The organism is Vibrio chagasii, from assembly GCF_024347355.1.
GTDB lineage: Bacteria > Pseudomonadota > Gammaproteobacteria > Enterobacterales > Vibrionaceae > Vibrio > Vibrio chagasii.
In genome coordinates this window covers 2257779-2279791 of record NZ_AP025465.1, presented here as the reverse complement: position 1 = coordinate 2279791, position 22013 = coordinate 2257779, and the positions used below count along the sequence as shown (strand labels likewise).

The window sequence follows — 22013 nt, the reverse complement described above, 5'->3', positions numbered from 1 at the left end:
CGCTAGCCTTGTTTCGCAATAGGAAAAGCCAGCACAGTATTATCAGACAAGGCACGGTGTGAACTGTCGATACTGATGACTTTCTCTGTCAGCAACGGCCAATGGTGAGTCATGTCGAGAATAAAGCTGCCATATGACCAACTGCCTTTTCTTTTTGTTACTTCAACCTTTAACCCCTGAGCATGAGAAGAGAGCTTCATGCTTAAAGAAACGGGTAGGGATAATTGGTTATGGCTGGTGGATTTAAAGTGAAACTGCAGGCATTTGCCGGTTTCACTTGCTGCTTGCAGGCGCTTGGTTTGGTGGATTTCGAGATCGGCTCCCCATAACAATACAGAATGACAAGCACCACTCTTGAGGCATTGCTCAGCAGCCCATAATGCATTGAGATCGCGTTGAGGCTCGATCACCAAGATGTTATCAAGTTCGACTCCTTGGCTACTAAAGAACTCGGCACAGATCTTCCCTGGCGGGTTAATGAATATGGCCAGTTTTTGTGAGTTTTGCTGAGCTAAGTAGGGCGTAAGCAGACGAAGTTCGCCCATCCCTTGTTGTGATTCAACTTCAATAACGCCGTGTGTCGGAAAGCCACCATCAAGCTGTTTATCCAATTGCGGATAGCCTGTTGAAGTGGTACTTCCTAGCGTTGTTGATTGTAGCCCTTTCCAGATTAGCTGGCGGTCTTGTAAGTTTTTTATGAGTTCATGCATAATTAGATACCTGTATATTTATACAGTATATTTAACAATGAAAAAGATGCAAAGCAAAATGATGAAAATCAAAGGAACTAAGTTTTAGATGCTTGATTTAGATACAAAAAAAGCCGCTATTAAAGCGACTTTTTACGATTGGTTATAATATCAACTACTTAGGTTGAGCGTCGATACATTGGCCATTAATGTCTGTCACACTTGGGTTCATTAAGTGTAGGTACAGTGGGATGATGTCCAGTGGCGTTTTTAGCTTGTTCGCATCTTCACCTGGGTACGCTTTTGCACGCATGCGTGTTTGAGTGCCGCCTGGGTTGATCGCATTAACACGGATGTTGGTGTCTTCAAGCTCATCCGCTAGGATTTGCATCATACCTTCGGTAGCAAACTTAGAGATCGCGTAAGTGCCCCAGAATGCACGGCCAGAGTGGCCAACGGTAGAAGACGTAAATACGATACGACCTGCATCCGCTTTCTTAAGAGCAGGAAGAAGTGCTTGAGTCATCAAGAACTCAGACTTCACATTGATCTGCATAACATCATCAAAAGTCTCTTCATCAATCTGCTCAAACGGGCTTAGAGTACCGAGAACGCCAGCGTTATGTAATAGACCATCTAAACGACCGAACTGTGACTCAATGGTTTCAGCCATATCAATGTAGTTCTGTTTTGTCGCGCCTTTTAGATCTAATGGGATGATCGCAGGCTGTGGGTAACCAGCACTTTCGATTTCATCGTAAATAAATTCAAGGTTTTTAACATTGCGGCCTAGCAGAATAACTGTCGCGCCATGTTGAGCGAAGCTTAGTGCTGCTTGACGTCCAATACCGGCACCAGCACCAGTAACCAAAATTACTTTATCTTTGAGGGCATCTGTAGAGATTGGGTAATCCACTGTGCTTATCCTTCTTTCTTTTATTATGTTCGCCATTCCATTGATGTTTAATCACACAGATAACCGCAGGAATGATGAGAAATTCTTGGTAATCGTGACAAGATGGTTACAATACACTAATTCATACATTAGGGGATATGACATTGGAATTTTTGTTGGACTACGGCTTGTTTTTAGCCAAGATTGCGACCGTTGTAATCGCCATCATCGCAATTTTAGTCATTGCTAAATCTGTGGGTGGAAAATCAAGCGCGATTAAAGGTGAGCTGGAAATCACGAACCTATCTGAACACCATAAACAGACAATCGAACAATTAGAGCACCATCTACACGATGATGCTTTCATCAAAGCCCGTGATAAAGCAGAAAAGAAAGCGGAAAAAGAGAAAGTAAAATCACGCGGTAAAGAAGTGAAAAAAGCAGCGAAAGAGGGTGAGCTTGATAGCAAGCGTGAACCACATCTATTCGTTCTTGATTTTAATGGCAGCATTGATGCGAAAGAAGTAGCTTCATTACGTGAAGAGGTAACGGCGGTTTTGGCTGTTGCTCGTGAAGGCGATGAAGTATTACTTAAGCTTGAATCTGGTGGTGGCATGGTTCACGGCTACGGTTTGGCATCTTCTCAACTTGATCGTATCAAAGCGGCAGGTCTGCCTCTGACTATCTCGGTAGACAAAGTGGCGGCAAGCGGCGGCTACATGATGGCCTGTATTGCAGACAAAATTGTGTCAGCGCCTTTCGCTATCGTTGGCTCTATTGGTGTGATTGCTCAACTGCCAAACTTCAACAAACTGCTTAAGAAACACGATATTGAGTTCGAGCAACTAACAGCAGGTGAGTACAAGCGCACACTGACTATGTTTGGTGAGAACAGCGATAAAGCACGTGAGAAGTTTAAAGAAGAGCTAGAAGAGACACATGGTCTATTCAAAGACTTCATTCGCGACCACCGTCCAGCACTTGATCTTGATAAAGTGGCGACGGGTGAACACTGGTTTGGTACGCAAGCTCATGAACTTGGGCTGGTGGATGAGATTCGCACTTCTGATGACCTAGTTGTTGAAGCATGCAAAGACAAGACAGTGCTAGCGATTCACTATGTACAGAAGAAAAAGCTATCGGATAAGCTCGCAGGCGTGGCAGGTAAATCTGCAGACAGCGTGCTGATGAAGCTGATTGAACGCGGCCAAAAGCCGATTGTTTAATAGTGTTTGTTTAAGACGCTAGAGCTCAAGAAGCAAGAGCCAAAAGAAGCTTAAAAGGAAAGCGCATAAGTCTAGGACTTATGCGCTTTTTTGTTGCTCCACTTCCGAGCGGGTGACCACTATGTTGTAGGGGGAGCGGAGTCTTATACTCATCACCGATTAACAGCGATGGGTATTAGATTTTTGCTCCGTAATCATTACGTTTCGGGCAAGTAGTCAGAATCTCTCTATGACCTGTGTCTTTGACCTCTTCTAAAATCACATCAAAGCCCCATAAGCGATATAAGTGCTTCATCACTTCGTCGTAACCTTTATCAAGAGGGATGCGGTCATGAGGGACATATTGGAGTGTCATTGAACGATCGCCGCGTACATCTACATTGAACACCTGAATGTTGGGTTCCAGGTTGCTGAGATTGTATTGTGCGGCTAGCTTTTCACGGATCAGGCGATAACCCGGGTCATCATGAATAGCACTCACTTCAATGGTGTTTTTTCGGTCGTCATCGAGCACTGCGAATAGCTTAAAGTCTCGAATGATTTTCGGAGAAAGATATTGGCTGATGAAGCTTTCATCTTTGAAATTGTGCATTGCAAAGTGCACCGCTTCTAGCCAATCTGACCCTGCCAGTTCCGGGAACCACTCTCTGTCTTCATCGGTCGGTTCTTCACAGATACGGCGGATGTCTTTAAACATCGCAAAGCCAAGCGCGTATGGGTTTATGCCACTGAAATACGGGCTGTTGTAGGCGGGTTGCGCGACTACGCTAGTGTGGCTGTGTAGGAACTCTAAGATGAACTTATCGCTCACTAAACCTTCATCGTACAGATGGTTGAGGATGGTGTAGTGCCAGAAGGTTGCCCAGCCCTCATTCATTACCTGAGTCTGTTTCTGAGGGTAGAAGTATTGGCTGACCTTGCGAACTATACGCACACATTCACGCTGCCAAGGTTCCAGTAGAGGCGCATTCTTTTCAATGAAGTAAAGAATGTTCTCTTGTGGCTCGCTTGGGAAGCGTACTTTCTGCTCTTCCTCTTTGTCGCGGTTTTGTGGCACAGTGCGCCACAGTTCGTTGACTTGAGATTGCAGGTAAGCTTCACGTTCTTCTTGGCGAGCGGTTTCTTCTGCGATGGAGATCTTCTCTGGGCGCTTATATCTGTCAACGCCGTAATTCATTAGGGCATGGCAAGAATCGAGTAGTTGTTCGACTTCTGAAACGCCGTATTTCTCCTCACAACCATTGATGTACTTCTTAGCAAACAACAAGTAGTCGATGATTGAACTTGCATCTGTCCATGTTTGGAACAGGTAATTCCCCTTAAAGAAAGAGTTATGGCCGTAACAAGCGTGTGCCATTACTAGCGCTTGCATCGTCACAGTATTTTCTTCCATTAAGTAGGCGATACAAGGATCTGAGTTGATCACGATTTCATACGCGAGCCCCATTTGACCATGCTTGTAGTTTTGTTCTGTTTGAATAAACTTCTTGCCAAATGACCAGTGGTTGTAATTAATTGGCATACCGATACTCGAGTACGCGTCCATCATCTGTTCAGAAGTGATCACTTCGATTTGGTTAGGGTAAGTGTCTAGTCGGTAATGCTGCGCCACACGCTTAATTTCCACGTGGTATCGCTCTAAGAGGTTGAATGTCCAATCTGGACCATCAGGCAGCATCTTGTCGTTGTTCTTTGGTGCAGCTCTGTCTTTCTCTGCAACGTTTGATTTCGCTGTCATGGCAAGCCCCCTTACGCTGTCTCTTTCTGGAACAGTTCTCTAAACACAGGGAAGATATCATCCACTGTTTTGATGTTTTTCATGGCGAAGTTGTCGAAGCTCGCTTCTAACTTCTCATACTCATGCCAGAGCGTTTGGTGTGAGCGACGCGTGATTTCGATGTACGAGTAGTATTGGCAAGTCGGCAGAAGCGTGTTGACCAGTAACTCTTTACAACGAGGAGAGTCATCTGCCCAGTTATCACCATCAGACGCCTGCGCAGCATAGATATTCCACTCATTAGCCGGGTAACGGTCAGCGACAATTTCTTTCATCAGTTTTAAGGCGCTCGATACAATGGTGCCACCGGTCTCTTGTGAGTAGAAAAACTCATGCTCGTCGACTTCTTTGGCTTGAGTATGGTGACGAATAAACACCACATCGACATTTTCGTAGGTGCGATTAAGGAATAGGTACAGCAGCACATAGAAACGTTTTGCGATGTCTTTGGTGGCTTGGTCCATCGAGCCAGACACATCCATCAAGCAGAACATCACCGCTTGGCTAGATGGAATAGGGCGTTTCTCGTAGTTTTTGTAACGTAAATCGAAGGTATCGATGAACGGCACGCTATCGATTTTTTTACGTAGCTCGGCAATCTCTTCCTTGATTCGAGCTTCTTCGAACGGTTGAGCGGGCTCGGTCATTTGAACTTGATCGAGCTGGTCCATTAGCGTTTTTAAATCGCGTTTTCGACCTGCTGTCATTGCGGTTCGACGAGCCAGTGACTGCTGCAGCGAACGAACAATCGCGATGTTGGATGGAATCCCGGCGCTTTGGTAACCAGAGCGGTGGGTTTTCCATTCAGTGATCTTGTTTACCTGATTTTTTTCTAGGTTAGGCAGAGCGAGATCTTCAAACAGAATATCAAGGTATTCGTCTTTCGATATTTGGAAAGTAAACTCATCTTGACCTTCGCCATCAGGACTAGCATCCCCTTGGCCTGACCCTCCCCCCTGACCGCCACCTTTCGGGCGCTCGATTTTGTCGCCGGTGATGAATTGATCATTACCAGGGTGCACGCGTTCTCTTACGCCACCTTGGCCTTGGTGAAAGCTCGGTTCTTTGATGTCTTTATGAGGAATAGTGACGTCCTCACCAGTTTCAGTGTTGGTGATTGAGCGTCGGTTGACTGCATCGGCCACAGATTCTTTGATTTGCTCTTTATGGCGTCGTAAGAAGCGCTGTCTGTTTACAGCACTCTTATTCTTGCCATTGAGCCTCCGATCGATAAATTGTGCCATAAGAACTCCCTCTCAGCTGATGTCGCGATCCTACTTTTACTCGGGTATAAGAGTTATTGGTTGGTATGAGCTGCCCATTTGAGCAGCTCTATACCGTTTGGTTATGAGGATTTACGAACTCTTAGATACCACTCAGATAGCAGTCGCACTTGTTTCTCGGTGTAGCCTTTTTCCATCATACGAGCAACGAAGTCGTCGTGCTTTTTCTGATCATCCGTTGAGGTCTTAGCGTTGAACGAGATAACAGGAAGTAGCTCTTCTGTGTTGGAGAACATTTTCTTCTCAATCACAGTGCGCAGTTTCTCGTAGCTGGTCCAAACCGGGTTTTTACCGTTATTGTTCGCCTTGGCACGAAGCACAAAGTTCACAATCTCATTTCGGAAGTCTTTAGGGTTACTGATACCGGCTGTTTTCTCGATTTTCTCTAGCTCACCATTTAGAGAAGCACGGTCGAATAGCTGACCTGTTTCTGGGTCGCGGTACTCTTGGTCTTGGATCCAGAAGTCTGCGTAGGTTACATAGCGGTCGAAGATATTCTGACCGTACTCAGAGTAAGACTCTAGGTAAGCGGTTTGAATTTCTTTGCCGATAAACTCTACGTAGCGTGGCACTAGATATCCTTTCAAGAACTCAAGGTATTTCTCGGCGGTTTCTTGCGGGAATTGCTCACGTTCAATTTGTTGTTCAATGACGTAGAACAGGTGAACCGGGTTCGCGGCCACTTCGGCTTGGTCGAAGTTGAACACGCGAGATAGGATCTTAAAGGCGAAACGAGTCGATAGACCAGACATACCTTCATCTACACCTGCGTAGTCGCGGTACTCTTGATAACTCTTCGCTTTTGGATCGGTATCTTTAAGGGTTTCACCATCGTAAACGCGCATTTTCGAGAACAGAGACGAGTTCTCAGGCTCTTTCAGTCTCGATAAGATGCTGAATTGCGATAGCAGGTCGAGTGTGCTTGGCGAACATGGTGCGTTCGACAGTTCACTGTGCTCAAGCAGTTTCTTGTAGATCTTAACTTCTTCAGAAACGCGCAGACAGTAAGGGACTTTTACAATGTACACACGGTCTAGGAAAGCTTCATTGTTTTTGTTGTTGCGGAATGTCTGCCACTCGGATTCGTTCGAGTGAGCCAAAATCATACCGTCGAATGGCAGCGCTGAAAGACCTTCAGTACCGTTGAAGTTACCCTCTTGAGTTGCTGTTAGTAGAGGGTGTAGTACCTTGATTGGTGCTTTGAACATCTCTACGAATTCCATCAGACCTTGGTTCGCTTTACACAGCGCACCAGAGTAGCTGTAGGCATCTGGATCATCTTGAGAGAAGTGTTCTAGTTTACGGATATCTACTTTACCAACTAGGGAAGAGATATCTTGGTTGTTTTCATCACCAGGCTCTGTCTTCGCGATCGCCACTTGGTCGAGGATAGAAGGGCGTAGCTTGATGACTTTGAATTTAGAAATGTCGCCGCCGAAATCATGCAGGCGTTTTGCGGCCCATGGAGACATAATCGAACGAAGATAGCGTTTTTCGATGCCATACTCATTTTTCAGTAAGTCACCATCTTCATTGACATCAAATAGACAGAATGGGTGGTCATTTACTGGGCTTCGTTCACCGTCAGCAGAAAGTACGTAAATAGGTAGCTTTTGCATCAGAGCTTTTAGCTTTTCAGCAAGCGATGATTTACCGCCGCCCACAGGACCCAGCAAGTAAAGGATCTGTTTGCGTTCTTCTAGGCCTTGCGCAGCATGTTTTAGATAAGAAACAATCTGTTCAATCGCGTCTTCCATACCGTAAAAATCTTCGAATTCGCGGTAACGAGATATAACTCGGTTAGAGAAAATGCGACTTAGTTGAGGGTCTTGCGCGGTGTCAATAACCTCAGGTTCGCCAATAGCCAGAAGTAAGCGCTCCGCGGCGTTGGCGTAAGCACTTTTGTCGTCTTTGCACAGCGCCAAGAACTCTTGCAGTGTCAGCTCTTCTTCCTTGGCTGCTTCATAACGTGATTGATAGTGGTCAAATATACTCATAGTCACATTCCCCTTGTTAACCAGTCAAAACTGACGAGCGATTGAAAAATAGGCTCTCCCTACATTTTAAGGTTAGACCCGCTTCCACAATTTTGCTTAACAATTATGTATTTATTTACAATTTTTCACGAAAAAAATTTTGAGGTAGCAATTCATTACTGGAGATAAATCAGATTGAAGTTTCTTGTATTAGAGGTTTGCTAGTTATTTTTGGTGATTTGGAGGGAAATTAGATTCTTGTGGTGAATTATTGATCATTAAACCGATTGTTCACTGTTATTATTTTTGTTAATAGCAGTGTTGTACAATGTAGCATCTTGTTAAACTTGCTCATTATTAGGAAAAAATGTGAAAAGTCATTGGCTAAAAGTCATCGCTATCGTTACTACAACATTGGGGACGACAGCTGCTCATGCGCAAATATCGCAGTGGTCCTTAGGGGTTGCAGCCTCTTACTCTCCTGCTGTCTATAAAGATACGCCGTCAAATCGTGCGGTTATTCCAATGATAGGTTATGAAGGTGAGTACTTTTTTATGCGTGGCTTTAGTGCTGGTTATCGTTTATTACCAGCAGGCTCACCACAAAATGTGGTCTTACGAGCTGTTTATGACCCGAGAACCTTGAAGCCCAGTGATTCTGGCAACGTTGATATCCAGAATCTAGATGAGCGCAAAGCTTCAGTACTAGGCGGGATAAGCTATCAGTTGATTACTCTCGTTGGAATGTTTGAAGCGACAGCGGGTTCAGACATTGGCTTTCAACACAATGGGCTTTATGCTGAGGCAGCATGGCGTCTACCTATTCGCCGTAGTGGTTGGGCGATTACGCCTTCAATTGGTTATGCTTATAATGGTGAACGTTTAAATAATCACTTATACGGTGTGAGTTCAGCAGAAGCTGCAAGAACGAATTTAAAGGAATTTGATGCTGGTTGGGATGGCCAGTACTTTATTAGCCTGGGTGGTTATCTACATGTAACGCCAAGTATCCGACTTACGGGGGGGGTTCGTTACACTAACCTAGAGGGCAATATCGAGAACAGTCCAATCTTAGAAAGCGGCATTAATATGGCGGCAAACGTTGGTGTTGCTTACGTTTTCTAGTTAAAAAGAAGAAAACATAAAAGGGTTACTCATGATGAGTTACCCTTTTTATTTATGTCAGGTACAGCGCGGTTAAGGTTAAGATACCAAAAATCGTAATTACGATAACTTGTTCAACGACTGTAAAACTTTTTACTTAATACCTTAGAAAGTGAATCCAGCTTGTAGTCCAAGAGTCCCCTCATTGAGTAGGTTTAGGTCACCTGAGTTGTAGTCGTAGAAATCGAAACCAACACGAGCCATAAACTTCGAGTGACCGAACATTGGCTGTATAGATTTAAACTCAGCACCGATGCCGTAAGTTGCCCCCCATTCGCTATTTGAGTACTTGCTATTAACTGAACCATCTTTATCGGTTTTCGTTGATTTAGAATTGAAGTTAGAGTATGCAAGACCAACCTTACCGTAGATAGCAAAAGACTCATCGAAGCTATATTTATACACTGGGGCTAAAGACATTTTGAAGTGTTTGAAATTGTCTTTGTACTTAGTTAGGTCACCGTGTATATCCTGCGTAACCATTTTACTGTCGGAATCTATGTAATTCATTGTTGATTCAAGATGAAAATTGGTATCAAGAATTTGTGAGCCAGCAGTGAATTGTAGACCTCCGTCATCTTTGTTAATGCCAACGCCGCCAAGTACGTACATGTCGTTAGCTGCGAAAGATGAAGTTGACAGAATAGCTAGTGATGCAAGGATGAATTTTCTCATTTTTATCGCTCTGGTTAATTAATTTCGGTGAGCATTCTAGCTACTTCTTTAAAATAAAAAACACCGTTCGAAATTTGGGTGGCGATTTTTAATTTGTATTACATGTTTCGATGTGGAATTAATAAAGGTGAATGACATTATTACTTATAAGTCATAGGCTTATGCTCATTAGTTAATGGGCGATATCAGAGAAATTAATGGGAAACGGCTCAATGTTTAATATCTTATCTGCATGTTTCATTGCCATTTTCTGTGGGCAAAGTTCACTTCATATCCACGTTGCTACATAGTTCCCGTTTTCTCTCTTTATACACAGGCAGTAAAAAAGGGTCACTCGTGATGAGTAACCCTTTTTTGAAACTTTTTAAGCCAAGCTGAGGCTTATCTTTTTATGCATTAAGCACTAAAGATTTGAGATAGCTCTGTTGCACATAGGTGATACTGACGAGGGCAGTTGCGCCATGTTGTTAGCATGCGACGGTATTTATCTAGCATTGGCATTTGGCTATTGAAGTGGTGATCCGCTTTATCGAATTGAGGGTAAAGGCCTTCAGAGTCAACAAGGAAACGTACGTAGTGTACGATTTGTGCTTCAGATGCAATGTCGAAACCTAAGAACTGTAGGCGACGCTGATCAACCTCTTTACGCTCATCTTCTTCAAGCATTTTGTTCGACTCTTGCATTGCATGGTACATCTCCATGATGTCGATAATTTTGCGACATTCTACTTCACTCAAACAACCAAACTCTTTGTTAAGCTCATGCATTTGGAGTTCGTAACCACGCTCTACAATCGTTTGTAGACGTTGGTATTTAGCAGAGTTCTCAGGCTCCATTTGAGACATTAGGTAGTATTGATTTGATAGAATTAGACGCTGAGCATTGGTCATTTCCATGGGAGAAGCCTCACTAAAAAACTAAATGTTGTATTCTTTTGTTGAAGTAAGAGTAACAGCATTCCTACGAGTGGAAACATGATCTCAACATGGATTTAATATGATTTTTTGAATTGATAAACAAAAGCTGTAAAGAAAAGTGAAAGGATTGTTTGGCTCGAAAAAGAAAACGCCCCAATCGAAATTGAGGCGTTTGAAATAGGTTTTGAATACCGTTGATATTAGTATTTTACGTTGGAGTGATATTGGCTCAGAACCGCAACAATTTCACCCATTGTCTCTTTACTTGGCGGGTTTACGCCTTCAAGAGGGTAGTCCAAACCAAGAGCTTCCCATTTATGCGCCCCCAATTTGTGATAAGGAAGCAGCTCTACTTTTTTGATGTTATCCATGTCTTTAATGAACTCACCAAGTAGATGTGCATCTTCTGGTGTGTCTGTGTATCCAGGAACAATCACGTAACGGATCCAAGTCGTTTTACCAATCTTATGAAGGTAACGGGCAAAATCGAGAGTACGCTTGTTAGATACACCAATGAAATCATGGTGAATTTCATCACGCATGTGTTTCAGGTCGAGCATCACAAGATCAGCGGCGTCTAATACTTCATCAACCACTTCTGTGTGCTTACGAATATAGCCATTGGTATCAAGGCAAGTATGGATACCTTCAGCCTTAGCAGCTAGAAAGAAGTCACGGACAAACTCAGGCTGTAGCATTGCTTCACCACCAGAACAGGTGATGCCACCGCCAGAAGCTTTCATGAAGTGACGGTAAGATTTCGCCTCGTTGATGATTTCTTCTACAGTGACTTCTTTGCCATCATGAAGGTCCCATGTATCGCGGTTGTGGCAGTACATACAACGCATTAAGCAGCCTTGAAGAAATACAATAAAGCGGATACCAGGGCCATCGACAGTACCACAAGATTCGTATGAGTGAATGCGACCAGTTGTAGACATGAGCTATTCTCGGAGAGGAATTTATGCCCTTTATTTTATTACAAAAACGGTACATAAAATAGGGTCAAATCGTAACGAGACCTTTAAAAATAAAGGCAATCACCACGGAAGATGATTGCCTTTGTCAAACTTGAAAAGTAAACGTGAAAGCTTGAGTGATTCGCTAGAAGAACGCGAACATGGTAATGCCACCGGTGGTGTAGATAGACTCTTTCGCTTCTTTGTAATCTGGTGTTTTTGCGGTTAGTGCGAAGGATGCACCAACGTATTGGTTGTACCAAGCCATACCCATGACTGCTGTCGCTTGAAGGTTCTCTAGAGTTACGTCGTAGATAGCTGGATCTTCATTGTTTTTATTCGCGTATTCATCAACACCAGAGCGGTCACCTTCAATCGTTAAGTCATTGAAACGGTAACGACCTTCTAGGCCTGCATAGGTAAACCAGCCTGTGTTCGAAGCACCGATCATCCCTGGTTTAAATGGATTTTCGCTTGTGATATTAGCCGCACCAAAGTTACTACCTAGGTCAGTACCCCAACGGAACATAAAGCCTGATGAAATATCGCTTCTAAAGTTACCCACGTTGATTTCTGAAACGTTAGAGATCTCGAAGTCGGTATTCGCCAACGCTTGATTACGCATTAGGTTGAAATGACTTAGGTAACCAACGCTGCCTGCCCACTCATCATCAACTTGGTATTCCCAACCTAAAGGCTCATCTGATTTAGTGATCGAGTGAACAAGTTTTTGAGCATCTTCAGAAAGCGCTCGTTCACCGGTGGTACCAAACGTAATGTTAAAACGCTGAGCTTGTTGTGGGTTCAAGCTGATGTAGTTGAGTTCTGTGTGTAAGTAACCTGCGTATGGGCGGTCGTTCGCTGATGGCGTTTCTAATTCGATATCAGAAGGGGTATACATTTTGTGGCCAAGGGTGACCTCCCATTTATCTAAAGAGCTCGCGCCCCAGTAAGATAGGCTTAATGGTTTTACCCAATCGTATGGCGTAATGCTTGATGATGTGTAACCCAGAAACAGTCCGTTGGTATAGTCTTGGTCAACGCCAAAAACTCCATCATTGTCTAATGCGAAAGTGACCGTAGAACGTTCAGACGCCAAAGATGAAAAAGAGAGAAGAAGCAAGGGTAAACAACGAAGGTATTTCATGGAGCAGTTACTCTTAAATTATGAACCGCGATATTACCGTACTTTACTTGAATTTGTGGAAAAAAAGTGAATAGAAAGCGCCTTTTTTGTTCAATCTAACATTTAGGGAGAATGTTGGTGTTATTGGAATTAGCATCAGATATAAAAAAGCCCCGCACATTGGCGAGGCTAATTATTATTTACTGTCTATTGAGCGTGAGCTTATAGAGACTCAGTAAATGTACGTGCGATTACGTCAGCTTGTTGCTCTGCAGTTAGAGAGTTAAAGCGAACAGCGTAACCAGATACACGGATTGTTAGCTGAGGGTATTTCTCAGGGTGCTTAACTGCGTCTTCTAGAGTGTCGCGGTTAAGAACGTTCACGTTAAGGTGTTGACCACCTTCAAAGCCAGCTTCGTGGTGGAAGTAACCATCCATTAGGCCTGCAAGGTTCGCTTTCTGACCTTCAGCATCTTTACCAAGAGCGTTAGGTACGATAGAGAACGTGTACGAGATACCATCTTGTGCATCAGCAAACGGTAGTTTACCTACAGACGTTAGTGACGCTACAGCACCTTTCTCATCACGACCGTGCATTGGGTTAGCACCAGGAGCGAAAGGAGCACCAGCACGACGACCGTCTGGAGTGTTACCTGTTTTCTTACCGTATACAACGTTAGATGTAATAGTAAGAACTGACTGTGTAGGGATAGAGTTACGGTAAGTCTTAAGCTTACGGATCTTGTTCATGAACGTAGAAACTAGTTCACAAGCGATATCATCTACACGAGCGTCGTTGTTACCGTATTTAGGGTAATCGCCTTCGATTTCAAAGTCAGTTGCGATGCCATCTTCGTCGCGGATTGGTTTAACAGTCGCGAACTTAATTGCAGATAGTGAGTCAGCTGCAACAGATAGACCAGCGATACCACAAGCCATAGTACGACGAACGTCACGGTCATGAAGAGCCATTAGAGACGCTTCGTAGCTGTACTTGTCGTGCATGTAGTGAATGCTGTTTAGTGCAGTCACGTACTGCTTAGCTAGCCAGTCCATGAATGTGTCTAGACGAGCCATTACGTCATCGTAGTTAAGAACTTCGTCAGTGATCTTGTCAGAAACAGGACCTACTTGAAGTTTTAGCTTCTCATCTACACCGCCGTTGATTGCGTAAAGCATTGTTTTCGCAAGGTTAGCACGAGCACCGAAGAACTGCATTTGCTTACCAACGATCATTGGAGATACACAACAAGCGATAGCGTAGTCATCAGACTCTAGGTCAGGACGCATTAGGTCATCATTTTCGTACTGGATAGAAGAAGTATCGATAGATACCTTCGCACAGAAACGCTTGAAGCCGTCAGGTAGTTGCTCAGACCAAAGAACAGTAATGTTTGGCTCTGGCGAAGGACCCATTGTGTATAGAGAGTTTAGGAAACGGAAGTTAGAACGCGTTACTAGCGTGCGACCGTCGATACCCATACCACCCATAGACTCTGTTGCCCAGATTGGGTCGCCAGAGAATAGCTCATCGTACTCAGGAGTACGTAGGAAACGAACCATACGTAGCTTCATGACGAAGTGGTCGATCATTTCTTGAGCTTCAACTTCAGTGATCTTGCCAGCAGCGATATCACGCTCGATGTAGATGTCTAGGAAAGTCGAAGTACGACCTAGAGACATTGCAGCACCGTTTTGAGACTTAACAGCCGCTAGGTAAGCGAAGTAAGTCCATTGGATAGCTTCTTGAGCAGTTTGAGCTGGCTCAGAGATATCGAAGCCGTACTTAGCAGCCATCTCTTTGATTTGACCTAGAGCGCGGTGTTGCTCAGAGATCTCTTCGCGAAGTTGCATTGTTTCTGCTAGATTTTCGCCGTTTTCGAATTGCTCTTGAAGAGAAGCAAACTGAGCTTGCTTGTCTTTCATTAGGAAGTCGATACCGTATAGAGCTACACGACGGTAGTCACCGATGATACGACCACGGCCGTAAGCATCTGGAAGACCAGTTAGAACACCAGACTTACGACATTTTAGGATGTCAGGTGTGTAGATATCGAAAACACCCGCGTTGTGTGTTTTACGGTATTCAGAGTAGATTTTAGAAACAGCTGGATCCAGAGTTTCACCGTATGCTTTACAAGAACCCTCAACCATACGAATACCACCGTTAGGGATGATCGCACGCTTAAGGGGTTTCTCTGTTTGAAGACCAACGATAGTTTCTAGATCTTTTTCGATGTAACCCGCATCATGAGATGTGATGGTAGAGATAACAGAAGTATCGAAATCTACAGGTGCTTTAGTTGCGTTTTCCTGTTTGATACCTTCCATTACCGAAGCCCAAAGCTTGTTAGTAGCCTCAGTACCTTCAGAAACTAGGAAAGACTCGTCGCCTTCATACGGCGTGTAGTTCTTTTGAATGAAATCACGAACGTTTACTTCGCTTTGCCACTTACCTGCAGCAAAATCTTCCCAAGCTTTAGCAAATTGCTCTGCCATGACATACCTACCTTTTTAGTAGAAAAAACACGTACATTAACACTGTAGAGCCAGCGCCCCTCGTAAGGGTAGTACACTCTTATTAATAACAATATATATGAGCATATGTGCTTAATATGGTTATATATATTGTCACTACTTTTTATATGTTATCTTTAACTCTATGTAATCAAGACTAAGCTAAAAAATTTCTGTAAACCTTAAACTAAATCAATAAATGCTAAAAAAAGTTGAAAAAAATTGAGTGACAGGGGTTGCCACCCAAACTTTTTTTTAATCCGGTTACTACTTTTGTGTAGTAAAGCAGCTTATAGCCAAGCTTTTAGACCATATTGGTTTCCTAGCATACCAACTGCAAGCATTGCTACTAGACAGGTAACCAAAACACCAACTGGGATAATAATCTTGTCTACAAATGATAGACGCTTAGCACGCTCTTTATCACCAATTAGGCCGTTGTTATCTAGAAGCATAGTCAGTGCCCATGCTAGTACAGGGTTAACGACCGCTGAACCGAAGATACAGATACCAGCTGCTTGAGAATCTTTTGAATCTTTAACCATCTGCATACCCGCTTCAAGTAGAGGTAGAGATACACCTACAAGTAGCGCAACACGCATCACTGGTGGCCATACTGCTACGTCCATTGGGAAGCCAAGAATCGCAACAATAATACATAGAGAGCCAAGCAAGATTGCGCCGCCAGGGATTGGACGTTTCGCGATAGCCGCTGGGATCATGTAAGTACCCCAAGATGAAGTGATGTTACCACCACCAACAGCTGTACCTACCATTTGACGAACTGAACACATAGTCATTGTGTCATCAACATCCATCAGAACTTTTTCAGACTTTTTAGGGTAGTTCAGTTCTTGGAAGATACGGTGACCTAGGAAGTCTGGTGACCACATTGCTACCGCTAGGATTGCAAATGGTAGAGAAGCGATGAAGTGCTCAACGTTTGGTAAACCAAGCATCCAACCTTCTTCAGTAGAACCCCACCAGTAGATTGGGTTTAGGTTTGGAATACCTGTTTCAGTTACGAATTTGATATCGAAACCAGCACCAAGTACTAAAGCAATAGCTAGACCAGTGAAAGCACAAACAGGGATTGCTAACCAACGCTTGTTCACTTTAGCAAGGAATGCGTATAGGCCGATAGTAACGGCAAGAACAATCAAACCAATGTAACCCATGCTACCAGCAGCAACAGTGTCAGACTGAAGACCAACCGCCCAAGCTTGAATAGAGTTGATTTGGCTCATGGTACCGGTTAGACCCAAGAAGATGAGCAAGCCACCCGCAGTACCTTCAGAGGTAAGGTTAACAAGTTTAGACCCACCTTTTAGGAAGCTAAGGATAAGACCGAAGACACCGATAAGGATTGCCAATGCAAGAGGGTGAGCACCAGCAAGAGCGATGGTACCAATAAGAGGAATCATTGGGCCGTGGTTACCGGCGAGGTTTGCTTTAGGGTTGAAGAAACCAGAAGCAAGAATACAGAATAGCAGTGCAGGGATAAGCATTTCTACACGAGCAACTTCGATAGCAAACTCTTTACCCAGGTTTACGTGATCCCAAGCTTGAGTTAGACCTTCGGCCCAAGACATCATTACTGCAGAGTACATCGCGATGATACCAATGGTACCAGCCAGTGCAGGAATAAGGTCTTCGAGTTCAAAGCGGAAATCACGGCCTGGAAGGTTTAGGCCAAAGCGACGAGGCTTCATAATTTGAAGTTCGTGATCTAGATAATCTGAGCGGTTCTCAAATTCAGAAGCAGGACGGTGTAGCTCTTTATAGCTTTTCTCTTCTACTTCAGAGTTCGCATTATTGACAACGTCTGACATAGATTCCTCATATTTTTATGTTCGTAATTCAAAGTTGAATTCTATAATTTCGCGTAATTGTGTTATTTCTTACTTACAACTCATTAGCATTTTGTTGCACGGTGTTGATGTGCTTTATGCAGCTAAGTTAGAAGAAATGTATGGCATTTTTTATGCCTTATTGTGTTTTGAGGAGTCTAACAAGCTTACCCTTTAGGGTGATTGATCTTGATCACTTTATGAGTGTATGTGAAAGAAAGCTACAGAATGCAGCGTTCCATTAACGTACCGTTGATAAATCGTGTAATTTGTTTTCACAAATTGACGTTTACCTCCTTTTATAAAGCATAGCTAATGGCGGAGTGCTCTGATTGACTGATTATTATTGAGTTATTTCATTTTTACCTACCTTCCACGATACCCAGTTCCACCGCTTACAATACAGTAGCCTTAAAATAATCGTGGCTCATAGAGTGTGTCGCTTGCTGAATTCGTATTTATGGCTTTGTTGTTAACGACACTTCTTCGTTCACCAAACTTGTTTTTCTTGTGAGACGTTAGGCTACGAGAATCTCATTTTGGTTAACTTTATTTAAACAATGTAAGCGTTGGATTTATAGCTTATTGATAGAAGTCATTCATAAAATTGAGGTTAAAACGCTACATTTTGCATAATAAGTCAGAGTGAAGTGCTATTTATTCCAAATTATTAGGTTAATAATTTGTTGCATGTTAATCCGTGTGGTGCTAGTTTGTATCGCATGAAAAGGTCGGAGTACCTTGCATTTTCACAAACTTGGGAGAGAAAGCGCATGAAAGATGTACCGGCGCTGGACATAAAGGATCTACACAAAACGTTTGGTCAAAATGAAGTTTTAAAGGGAATTTCACTTTCTGCGCATAAAGGCGATGTGGTATCGATTATCGGATCTTCAGGTTCGGGTAAAAGTACTTTCCTTAGATGTATCAACCTTCTAGAGACACCTACTGCAGGCGAGATTTGGGTTAATGGTGAATTAATTCAGATGAAAAGTAACCGCCAGGGTGTATCTGTCCCTGCTAATGAAAAACAAGTTCAACGAATCCGTTCTCGTTTAGCGATGGTTTTTCAGGGGTTCAACCTTTGGTCTCATCTGACCGTTCTCGAAAATGTTATTGAAGCACCTGTCCATGTATTAGGTGTACCTAAAGCACAAGCTATTGAAAATGCAGAGCTACTGCTTAAGAAAGTAGGCCTGTATGAGCGTAAAGATTACTATCCGGGTCACTTATCTGGTGGACAACAACAACGTGCTGCGATTGCAAGAGCGTTAGCGGTTGATCCTGAAGTAATGCTGTTTGATGAACCAACGTCTGCACTTGACCCTGAATTAGTTGGGGAAGTGCTTGGCGTAATGCGTGATCTAGCAGAAGAAGGAAGAACCATGCTTGTGGTAACACATGAAATGGCTTTTGCTCGTGACGTATCAAACCATGTGATGTTCTTACATCAAGGCCTAGTGGAAGAACAGGGCGATCCAGCTAAACTGTTTACGAACCCTGAGTCTGAGCGATTACAACAGTTTATCTCCTCGATCTATTAATTGGTCTTGGCAGGTGAATGGCGTAATAGAACAGAATTGAAACATTACTGCTAAGGTCAATGGCAGTAATATAAACAATGAAACACAACAACACAGTTCAATAAGCAAAACAATATTAAAACTAGCAAAACATAAAAACCTAAATCACAGGAGTAGGGATATGAAAAAGTGGTTATTAGTCGCGGCACTTGCTGCAACAGCGGCAACAGGCGTAGCTCAAGCGAAAGAATGGAAAACAGTACGCTTTGGTATTGAAGGTGCTTACCCACCATTTAGCTGGACAGAAGCAGATGGCTCACTAAAAGGCTTCGACGTGGACATGGCTAACGCACTTTGTACTGAAATGCAGGTGCAATGTAAGATCGTTGCACAAGACTGGGATGGTATTATTCCTTCTCTACTTGCTCGTAAATATGATGCGATCATCGCGGCAATGTCTATCACTGAAGAGCGTAAGAAGAAAATCGACTTCACTGGTAAATATGCACTTATCCCAAACAAGTTCATCGCTAAGAAAGGCGCTGGCCTTAACTTCGATGACCTAAGCGGTCAAAAAATTGCTGTTCAACGTGCAACTACTCACGATAAATATCTAACAGACAACTACGGCGACACGGTTGAAATCGTTCGTTACGGTTCTTTCGATGAAGCTTACCTTGATCTAGCAAACGGCCGTGTTGCCGCTGTACTAGGTGATGCTTCTGCTCTAGAAGAAGGTGTACTGAACAAAGCGGGCGGTGAAGCGTACGAGTTTGTTGGTCCATCACTAACAGATCCTAAGTGGTTCGGTGAAGGTTTTGGTATTGCTCTACGTAAGCAAGACAAAGACCTAACTAAGAAGCTAGATGCGGCGATCCTTTCTCTACGTGAAAAAGGCATCTACCAAGATATTGCGGCTAAATACTTCAACTACGACGTATACGGTCAGTAATCTCTAGCGTCACTTCTTAAGGGAGAGGCAATCCTCTCCCTGTCTTACCAACTTTTTCGCAGTTCTGTTGGAATTCATTATGTTTGATTTACAAGGATATGAAGTATCGATCCTGAAAGGGGCGTTGCTTACAATCGAAGTTGCTTTGCTGTCGCTCATTTTAGCTATGGTGCTCGGTATGTTAGGAGCCTTGGCAAAGCTTGCGCCATATCGCTGGGCTCGTGCTATTGCAACTCTTTACACAACCGTCATCCGAGGCATTCCCGATCTCGTATTGATGATGCTGATTTTCTTTGGTGGACAGATCCTTTTAAACAACAGTTTGTATTCCATCAATGAGTGGCTCAATGAGTGGTTCACGTCCAGTGATCCTAACCATGAGTGGACTTCTTACTTACCAGATTATATTGATGTCAGCCCATTTGTTGCTGGTGTCTTAACCATAGGCTTCATCTTTGGCGCCTACATGGCAGAAACGTTTCGTGGTGCGATCATGGCTGTCGACAGCGGTGAAATGGAAGCAGCAAAGGCTTATGGCATGAGCCCTGTATTAGCTTTTCGTCGTATTCTACTACCACAAATGATTCGTCACGCCTTACCTGGTTTTGGTAACAACTGGCTGGTTTTACTTAAAACCACAGCATTAGTTTCTATTATCGGTCTAGAAGATATGGTACGCGTTAGCGCATTAGCAGCCGGTTCAACCAAAATGCCATTTACTTTCTACATGGCAGTGGCACTTATCTTCTTGTTCTTCACTAGTGTATCGACTGGTTTACTTAAACTTGTTGAACGCAAATTCAGTATCCACGCGAGGTAGTTATGGACTTTTCATTGATAATTGAAAGCCTACCGATTTACCTTGGTGGTCTGTGGACAACGGCTTGGATGGTTTGCATCGCTCTGATTATTGGCTTGTTTGTTGCCATACCATTAGCTATCGCTCGCAACAGCCACAATATGTTGATTAACGCACCTGCGTGGTCGTTTATCTATTTCTTCCGTGGCACACCTTTACTGGTACAGCTTTACTTGATTTATTACGGCATGGATCAGTTCTTCCCTGTGAAAGATACCTTATGGGAAAACGCTTGGTTCTGTGCTTTGGTGGCATTCATCCTGAATACCTCTGCTTACACGGCTGAGATTATCCGTGGTGCAATCAACGGCTTACCTAAAGGTGAAGTGGAAGCGGCAAAAGCATACGGCATGAGCACACCGAAGACTTACCGTCGTATCATTTTACCAAGTGCTTTACGTCGTGCACTGCCGGCTTACAGTAACGAAGTTATCTTCATGCTTCACGGCTCTGCGGTAGCAGGTATCGTAACCATCATGGATTTAACAGGTGCAGCGCGTTTGGTTAACTCACGTTACTACGCTCCATTTGAGTCGTTCTTAACAGCAGGTCTGTTCTACATGGCGCTAACGTTTATCATCATTGCGATCTTCAAATACGCAGAGAAACGTTTCCTAGCTTACCTAAGACCACTTAGCTAATTGCATTCTAAATAGTTAAAAAACGGCGCTCATTGAGCGCCGTTTTTATTAGGAGAGATTGTTTAACTCGTTACTTAAACGTTGACCAAATTGGCGCGTGGTCTGATGGCTTTTCGATACCACGTAGTTCGTAGTCGATGCCTGCTTCAGTACATTTATCTGCAAGTTTTTGAGTTGCTAGTACCACGTCAATACGAAGGCCGCGGTTGTCTACAAAACCTTTTGAACGGTAATCAAACCACGAGAATTGATCGTTTACTTCAGGGTGCAGTAGACGGAAGCTGTCCACAAAACCCCAATCCATCAATGTTTTTAGCCATTCACGCTCTTCTGGTTGGAACGAACACTTACCCGTTTTCAACCAACGTTTTGCATTCGGCTCGCCGATACCGATGTCTGCGTCGATAGGGCTAATATTGATGTCGCCCATCACGATGATCTGCTCATCTTTGTTGTGATAGTCGTTCAGGTAGGTCATCAAGTCTTTGTAGAACTCACGCTTGTATGGGTATTTAGTTTCATGCTTGATGTTGTCCCCTTGAGGGAAGTAGCCATTGAGCACAGTAACCTTTTCGCCATTTTCATCTTCAAACGTCGCCATGATCATACGTTTTTGATGGTCTTCATTGTCTGTTGGGAAACCCTTCTGCACAGAGATAGGTTCTTGCTTACACAACATCGCTACACCGTAGTGTGCTTTTTGGCCGTGGAAGTAAACCTTGTAGCCCATTGCTTCAACATCAGCAATTGGGAAGGCCTCGTCGTGCACTTTTATTTCTTGTAAACCAATTACGTCAGGTTGGTGTTTGTCGATAACCGCTTGCAGTTGATGAAGGCGAGCTCTTAGGCCATTGATGTTGAAGCTAATTACTTTCATTTATTTTTATACCTCTCGTAAACCTTTGCCTATAGTGCAGCAAAGGTTTGTTGATTTGGTGGGTTTGATAGTTAATTGTATTTAACCATGCTTAATAATGTATGTC

General features: G+C 43.5%; 18 protein-coding genes. 6 read left to right on the top strand and 12 right to left on the bottom strand.

Annotated elements, in window-relative coordinates; translation table 11 throughout:
- Positions 1 to 2: 2 nt before the first annotated feature.
- Positions 3 to 710 (bottom strand): translesion DNA synthesis-associated protein ImuA, encoded by a 708-nt coding sequence (gene imuA, locus OCV52_RS10375; RefSeq protein ID WP_137407682.1) that lies wholly within the window; start codon positions 708 to 710, stop codon positions 3 to 5.
- 154 nt (positions 711 to 864) lie between these two features.
- Entirely contained in the window at positions 865 to 1605 is a 741-nt protein-coding gene (locus OCV52_RS10370) for a YciK family oxidoreductase (RefSeq protein WP_004737398.1), read from the bottom strand.
- Between the two features lie 143 nt (positions 1606 to 1748).
- Between OCV52_RS10370 and sohB the strand changes: the two genes are divergently transcribed.
- Positions 1749 to 2810, top strand: a complete 1062-nt coding sequence (gene sohB, locus OCV52_RS10365) for a protease SohB (RefSeq protein ID WP_004737399.1) — start codon at positions 1749 to 1751, stop codon at positions 2808 to 2810.
- 175 nt (positions 2811 to 2985) lie between these two features.
- Here sohB and OCV52_RS10360 read toward each other — a convergent pair whose 3' ends face one another.
- The 3 genes from OCV52_RS10360 to OCV52_RS10350 form a co-directional block, all read right to left on the bottom strand.
- Positions 2986 to 4548 (bottom strand): SpoVR family protein, encoded by a 1563-nt coding sequence (locus OCV52_RS10360; RefSeq protein ID WP_137407683.1) that lies wholly within the window; start codon positions 4546 to 4548, stop codon positions 2986 to 2988.
- A gap of 11 nt (positions 4549 to 4559) precedes the next feature.
- Positions 4560 to 5831 carry a YeaH/YhbH family protein gene (locus OCV52_RS10355; RefSeq protein ID WP_004737401.1) on the bottom strand — a complete coding sequence of 424 codons (1272 nt, stop codon included), beginning with the start codon at positions 5829 to 5831 and terminating at the stop codon, positions 4560 to 4562.
- 101 nt (positions 5832 to 5932) lie between these two features.
- Entirely contained in the window at positions 5933 to 7867 is a 1935-nt protein-coding gene (locus OCV52_RS10350) for a PrkA family serine protein kinase (RefSeq protein ID WP_137407684.1), read from the bottom strand.
- A 348-nt stretch (positions 7868 to 8215) separates the two neighbouring features.
- Between OCV52_RS10350 and OCV52_RS10345 the strand changes: the two genes are divergently transcribed.
- Entirely contained in the window at positions 8216 to 8971 is a 756-nt protein-coding gene (locus tag OCV52_RS10345; RefSeq protein ID WP_004737403.1) for a MipA/OmpV family protein, read from the top strand.
- Between the two features lie 144 nt (positions 8972 to 9115).
- Here the strand turns inward: OCV52_RS10345 and OCV52_RS10340 are convergent, their stop codons facing one another.
- The 6 genes from OCV52_RS10340 to OCV52_RS10315 all read right to left on the bottom strand — a co-directional run bounded on the left by OCV52_RS10340 (position 9116) and on the right by OCV52_RS10315 (position 17037).
- On the bottom strand, positions 9116 to 9685 hold the full coding sequence (locus OCV52_RS10340; protein ID WP_137407685.1) for an outer membrane beta-barrel protein: 570 nt from the start codon (positions 9683 to 9685) through the stop codon (positions 9116 to 9118).
- Positions 9686 to 10081: 396 nt separating this feature from the next.
- Positions 10082 to 10582: a YfbU family protein gene (locus OCV52_RS10335; RefSeq protein WP_137407686.1), complete on the bottom strand. Its 501-nt coding sequence runs from the start codon at positions 10580 to 10582 to the stop codon at positions 10082 to 10084.
- A gap of 221 nt (positions 10583 to 10803) precedes the next feature.
- Complete coding sequence (gene pflA, locus OCV52_RS10330; protein ID WP_137407687.1) at positions 10804 to 11544, bottom strand: pyruvate formate lyase 1-activating protein; 741 nt, start codon at positions 11542 to 11544, stop codon at positions 10804 to 10806.
- A 163-nt stretch (positions 11545 to 11707) separates the two neighbouring features.
- Positions 11708 to 12709, bottom strand: coding sequence for a lipid A deacylase LpxR family protein (locus OCV52_RS10325; RefSeq protein WP_137407688.1), 1002 nt, complete (start codon positions 12707 to 12709; stop codon positions 11708 to 11710).
- A gap of 201 nt (positions 12710 to 12910) precedes the next feature.
- On the bottom strand, positions 12911 to 15187 hold the full coding sequence (gene pflB, locus OCV52_RS10320) for a formate C-acetyltransferase (protein WP_137407689.1): 2277 nt from the start codon (positions 15185 to 15187) through the stop codon (positions 12911 to 12913).
- A 308-nt stretch (positions 15188 to 15495) separates the two neighbouring features.
- Entirely contained in the window at positions 15496 to 17037 is a 1542-nt protein-coding gene (locus OCV52_RS10315; RefSeq protein WP_137407690.1) for a DUF3360 family protein, read from the bottom strand.
- Positions 17038 to 17828: 791 nt separating this feature from the next.
- Here OCV52_RS10315 and OCV52_RS10310 point away from each other — a divergent pair.
- The 4 genes from OCV52_RS10310 (at position 17829) to OCV52_RS10295 (ending at position 21030) form a co-directional block, all read left to right on the top strand.
- Positions 17829 to 18599 carry an ABC transporter ATP-binding protein gene (locus OCV52_RS10310; protein WP_004737410.1) on the top strand — a complete coding sequence of 257 codons (771 nt, stop codon included), beginning with the start codon at positions 17829 to 17831 and terminating at the stop codon, positions 18597 to 18599.
- Between the two features lie 160 nt (positions 18600 to 18759).
- Positions 18760 to 19530: an ABC transporter substrate-binding protein gene (locus tag OCV52_RS10305; RefSeq protein ID WP_004737411.1), complete on the top strand. Its 771-nt coding sequence runs from the start codon at positions 18760 to 18762 to the stop codon at positions 19528 to 19530.
- Positions 19531 to 19609: 79 nt separating this feature from the next.
- Positions 19610 to 20350 carry an ABC transporter permease gene (locus OCV52_RS10300; protein WP_063524191.1) on the top strand — a complete coding sequence of 247 codons (741 nt, stop codon included), beginning with the start codon at positions 19610 to 19612 and terminating at the stop codon, positions 20348 to 20350.
- A 2-nt stretch (positions 20351 to 20352) separates the two neighbouring features.
- Positions 20353 to 21030, top strand: a complete 678-nt coding sequence (locus OCV52_RS10295) for an ABC transporter permease (RefSeq protein ID WP_137407691.1) — start codon at positions 20353 to 20355, stop codon at positions 21028 to 21030.
- 70 nt (positions 21031 to 21100) lie between these two features.
- Here OCV52_RS10295 and xthA read toward each other — a convergent pair whose 3' ends face one another.
- The gene (gene xthA / locus OCV52_RS10290) at positions 21101 to 21907 is read right to left on the bottom strand and encodes an exodeoxyribonuclease III (RefSeq protein ID WP_137407692.1); all 807 of its coding nucleotides are present in this window, start codon (positions 21905 to 21907) and stop codon (positions 21101 to 21103) included.
- Positions 21908 to 22013: the final 106 nt, after the last annotated feature.

Coding starts and splice junctions, on each gene's coding strand:
- OCV52_RS10300 (WP_063524191.1), top strand. CDS start 19,610: ATGTTTGATTTACAAGGATATGAAGTATCGATCCTGAAAGGGGCGTTG.
- OCV52_RS10305 (WP_004737411.1), top strand. CDS start 18,760: ATGAAAAAGTGGTTATTAGTCGCGGCACTTGCTGCAACAGCGGCAACA.
- OCV52_RS10355 (WP_004737401.1), bottom strand. CDS start 5,831: ATGGCACAATTTATCGATCGGAGGCTCAATGGCAAGAATAAGAGTGCT.
- OCV52_RS10315 (WP_137407690.1), bottom strand. CDS start 17,037: ATGTCAGACGTTGTCAATAATGCGAACTCTGAAGTAGAAGAGAAAAGC.
- OCV52_RS10325 (WP_137407688.1), bottom strand. CDS start 12,709: ATGAAATACCTTCGTTGTTTACCCTTGCTTCTTCTCTCTTTTTCATCT.
- OCV52_RS10350 (WP_137407684.1), bottom strand. CDS start 7,867: ATGAGTATATTTGACCACTATCAATCACGTTATGAAGCAGCCAAGGAA.
- pflB (WP_137407689.1), bottom strand. CDS start 15,187: ATGGCAGAGCAATTTGCTAAAGCTTGGGAAGATTTTGCTGCAGGTAAG.
- imuA (WP_137407682.1), bottom strand. CDS start 710: ATGCATGAACTCATAAAAAACTTACAAGACCGCCAGCTAATCTGGAAA.
- OCV52_RS10340 (WP_137407685.1), bottom strand. CDS start 9,685: ATGAGAAAATTCATCCTTGCATCACTAGCTATTCTGTCAACTTCATCT.
- OCV52_RS10360 (WP_137407683.1), bottom strand. CDS start 4,548: ATGACAGCGAAATCAAACGTTGCAGAGAAAGACAGAGCTGCACCAAAG.
- pflA (WP_137407687.1), bottom strand. CDS start 11,544: ATGTCTACAACTGGTCGCATTCACTCATACGAATCTTGTGGTACTGTC.
- OCV52_RS10335 (WP_137407686.1), bottom strand. CDS start 10,582: ATGGAAATGACCAATGCTCAGCGTCTAATTCTATCAAATCAATACTAC.
- xthA (WP_137407692.1), bottom strand. CDS start 21,907: ATGAAAGTAATTAGCTTCAACATCAATGGCCTAAGAGCTCGCCTTCAT.
- OCV52_RS10310 (WP_004737410.1), top strand. CDS start 17,829: ATGAAAGATGTACCGGCGCTGGACATAAAGGATCTACACAAAACGTTT.
- OCV52_RS10295 (WP_137407691.1), top strand. CDS start 20,353: ATGGACTTTTCATTGATAATTGAAAGCCTACCGATTTACCTTGGTGGT.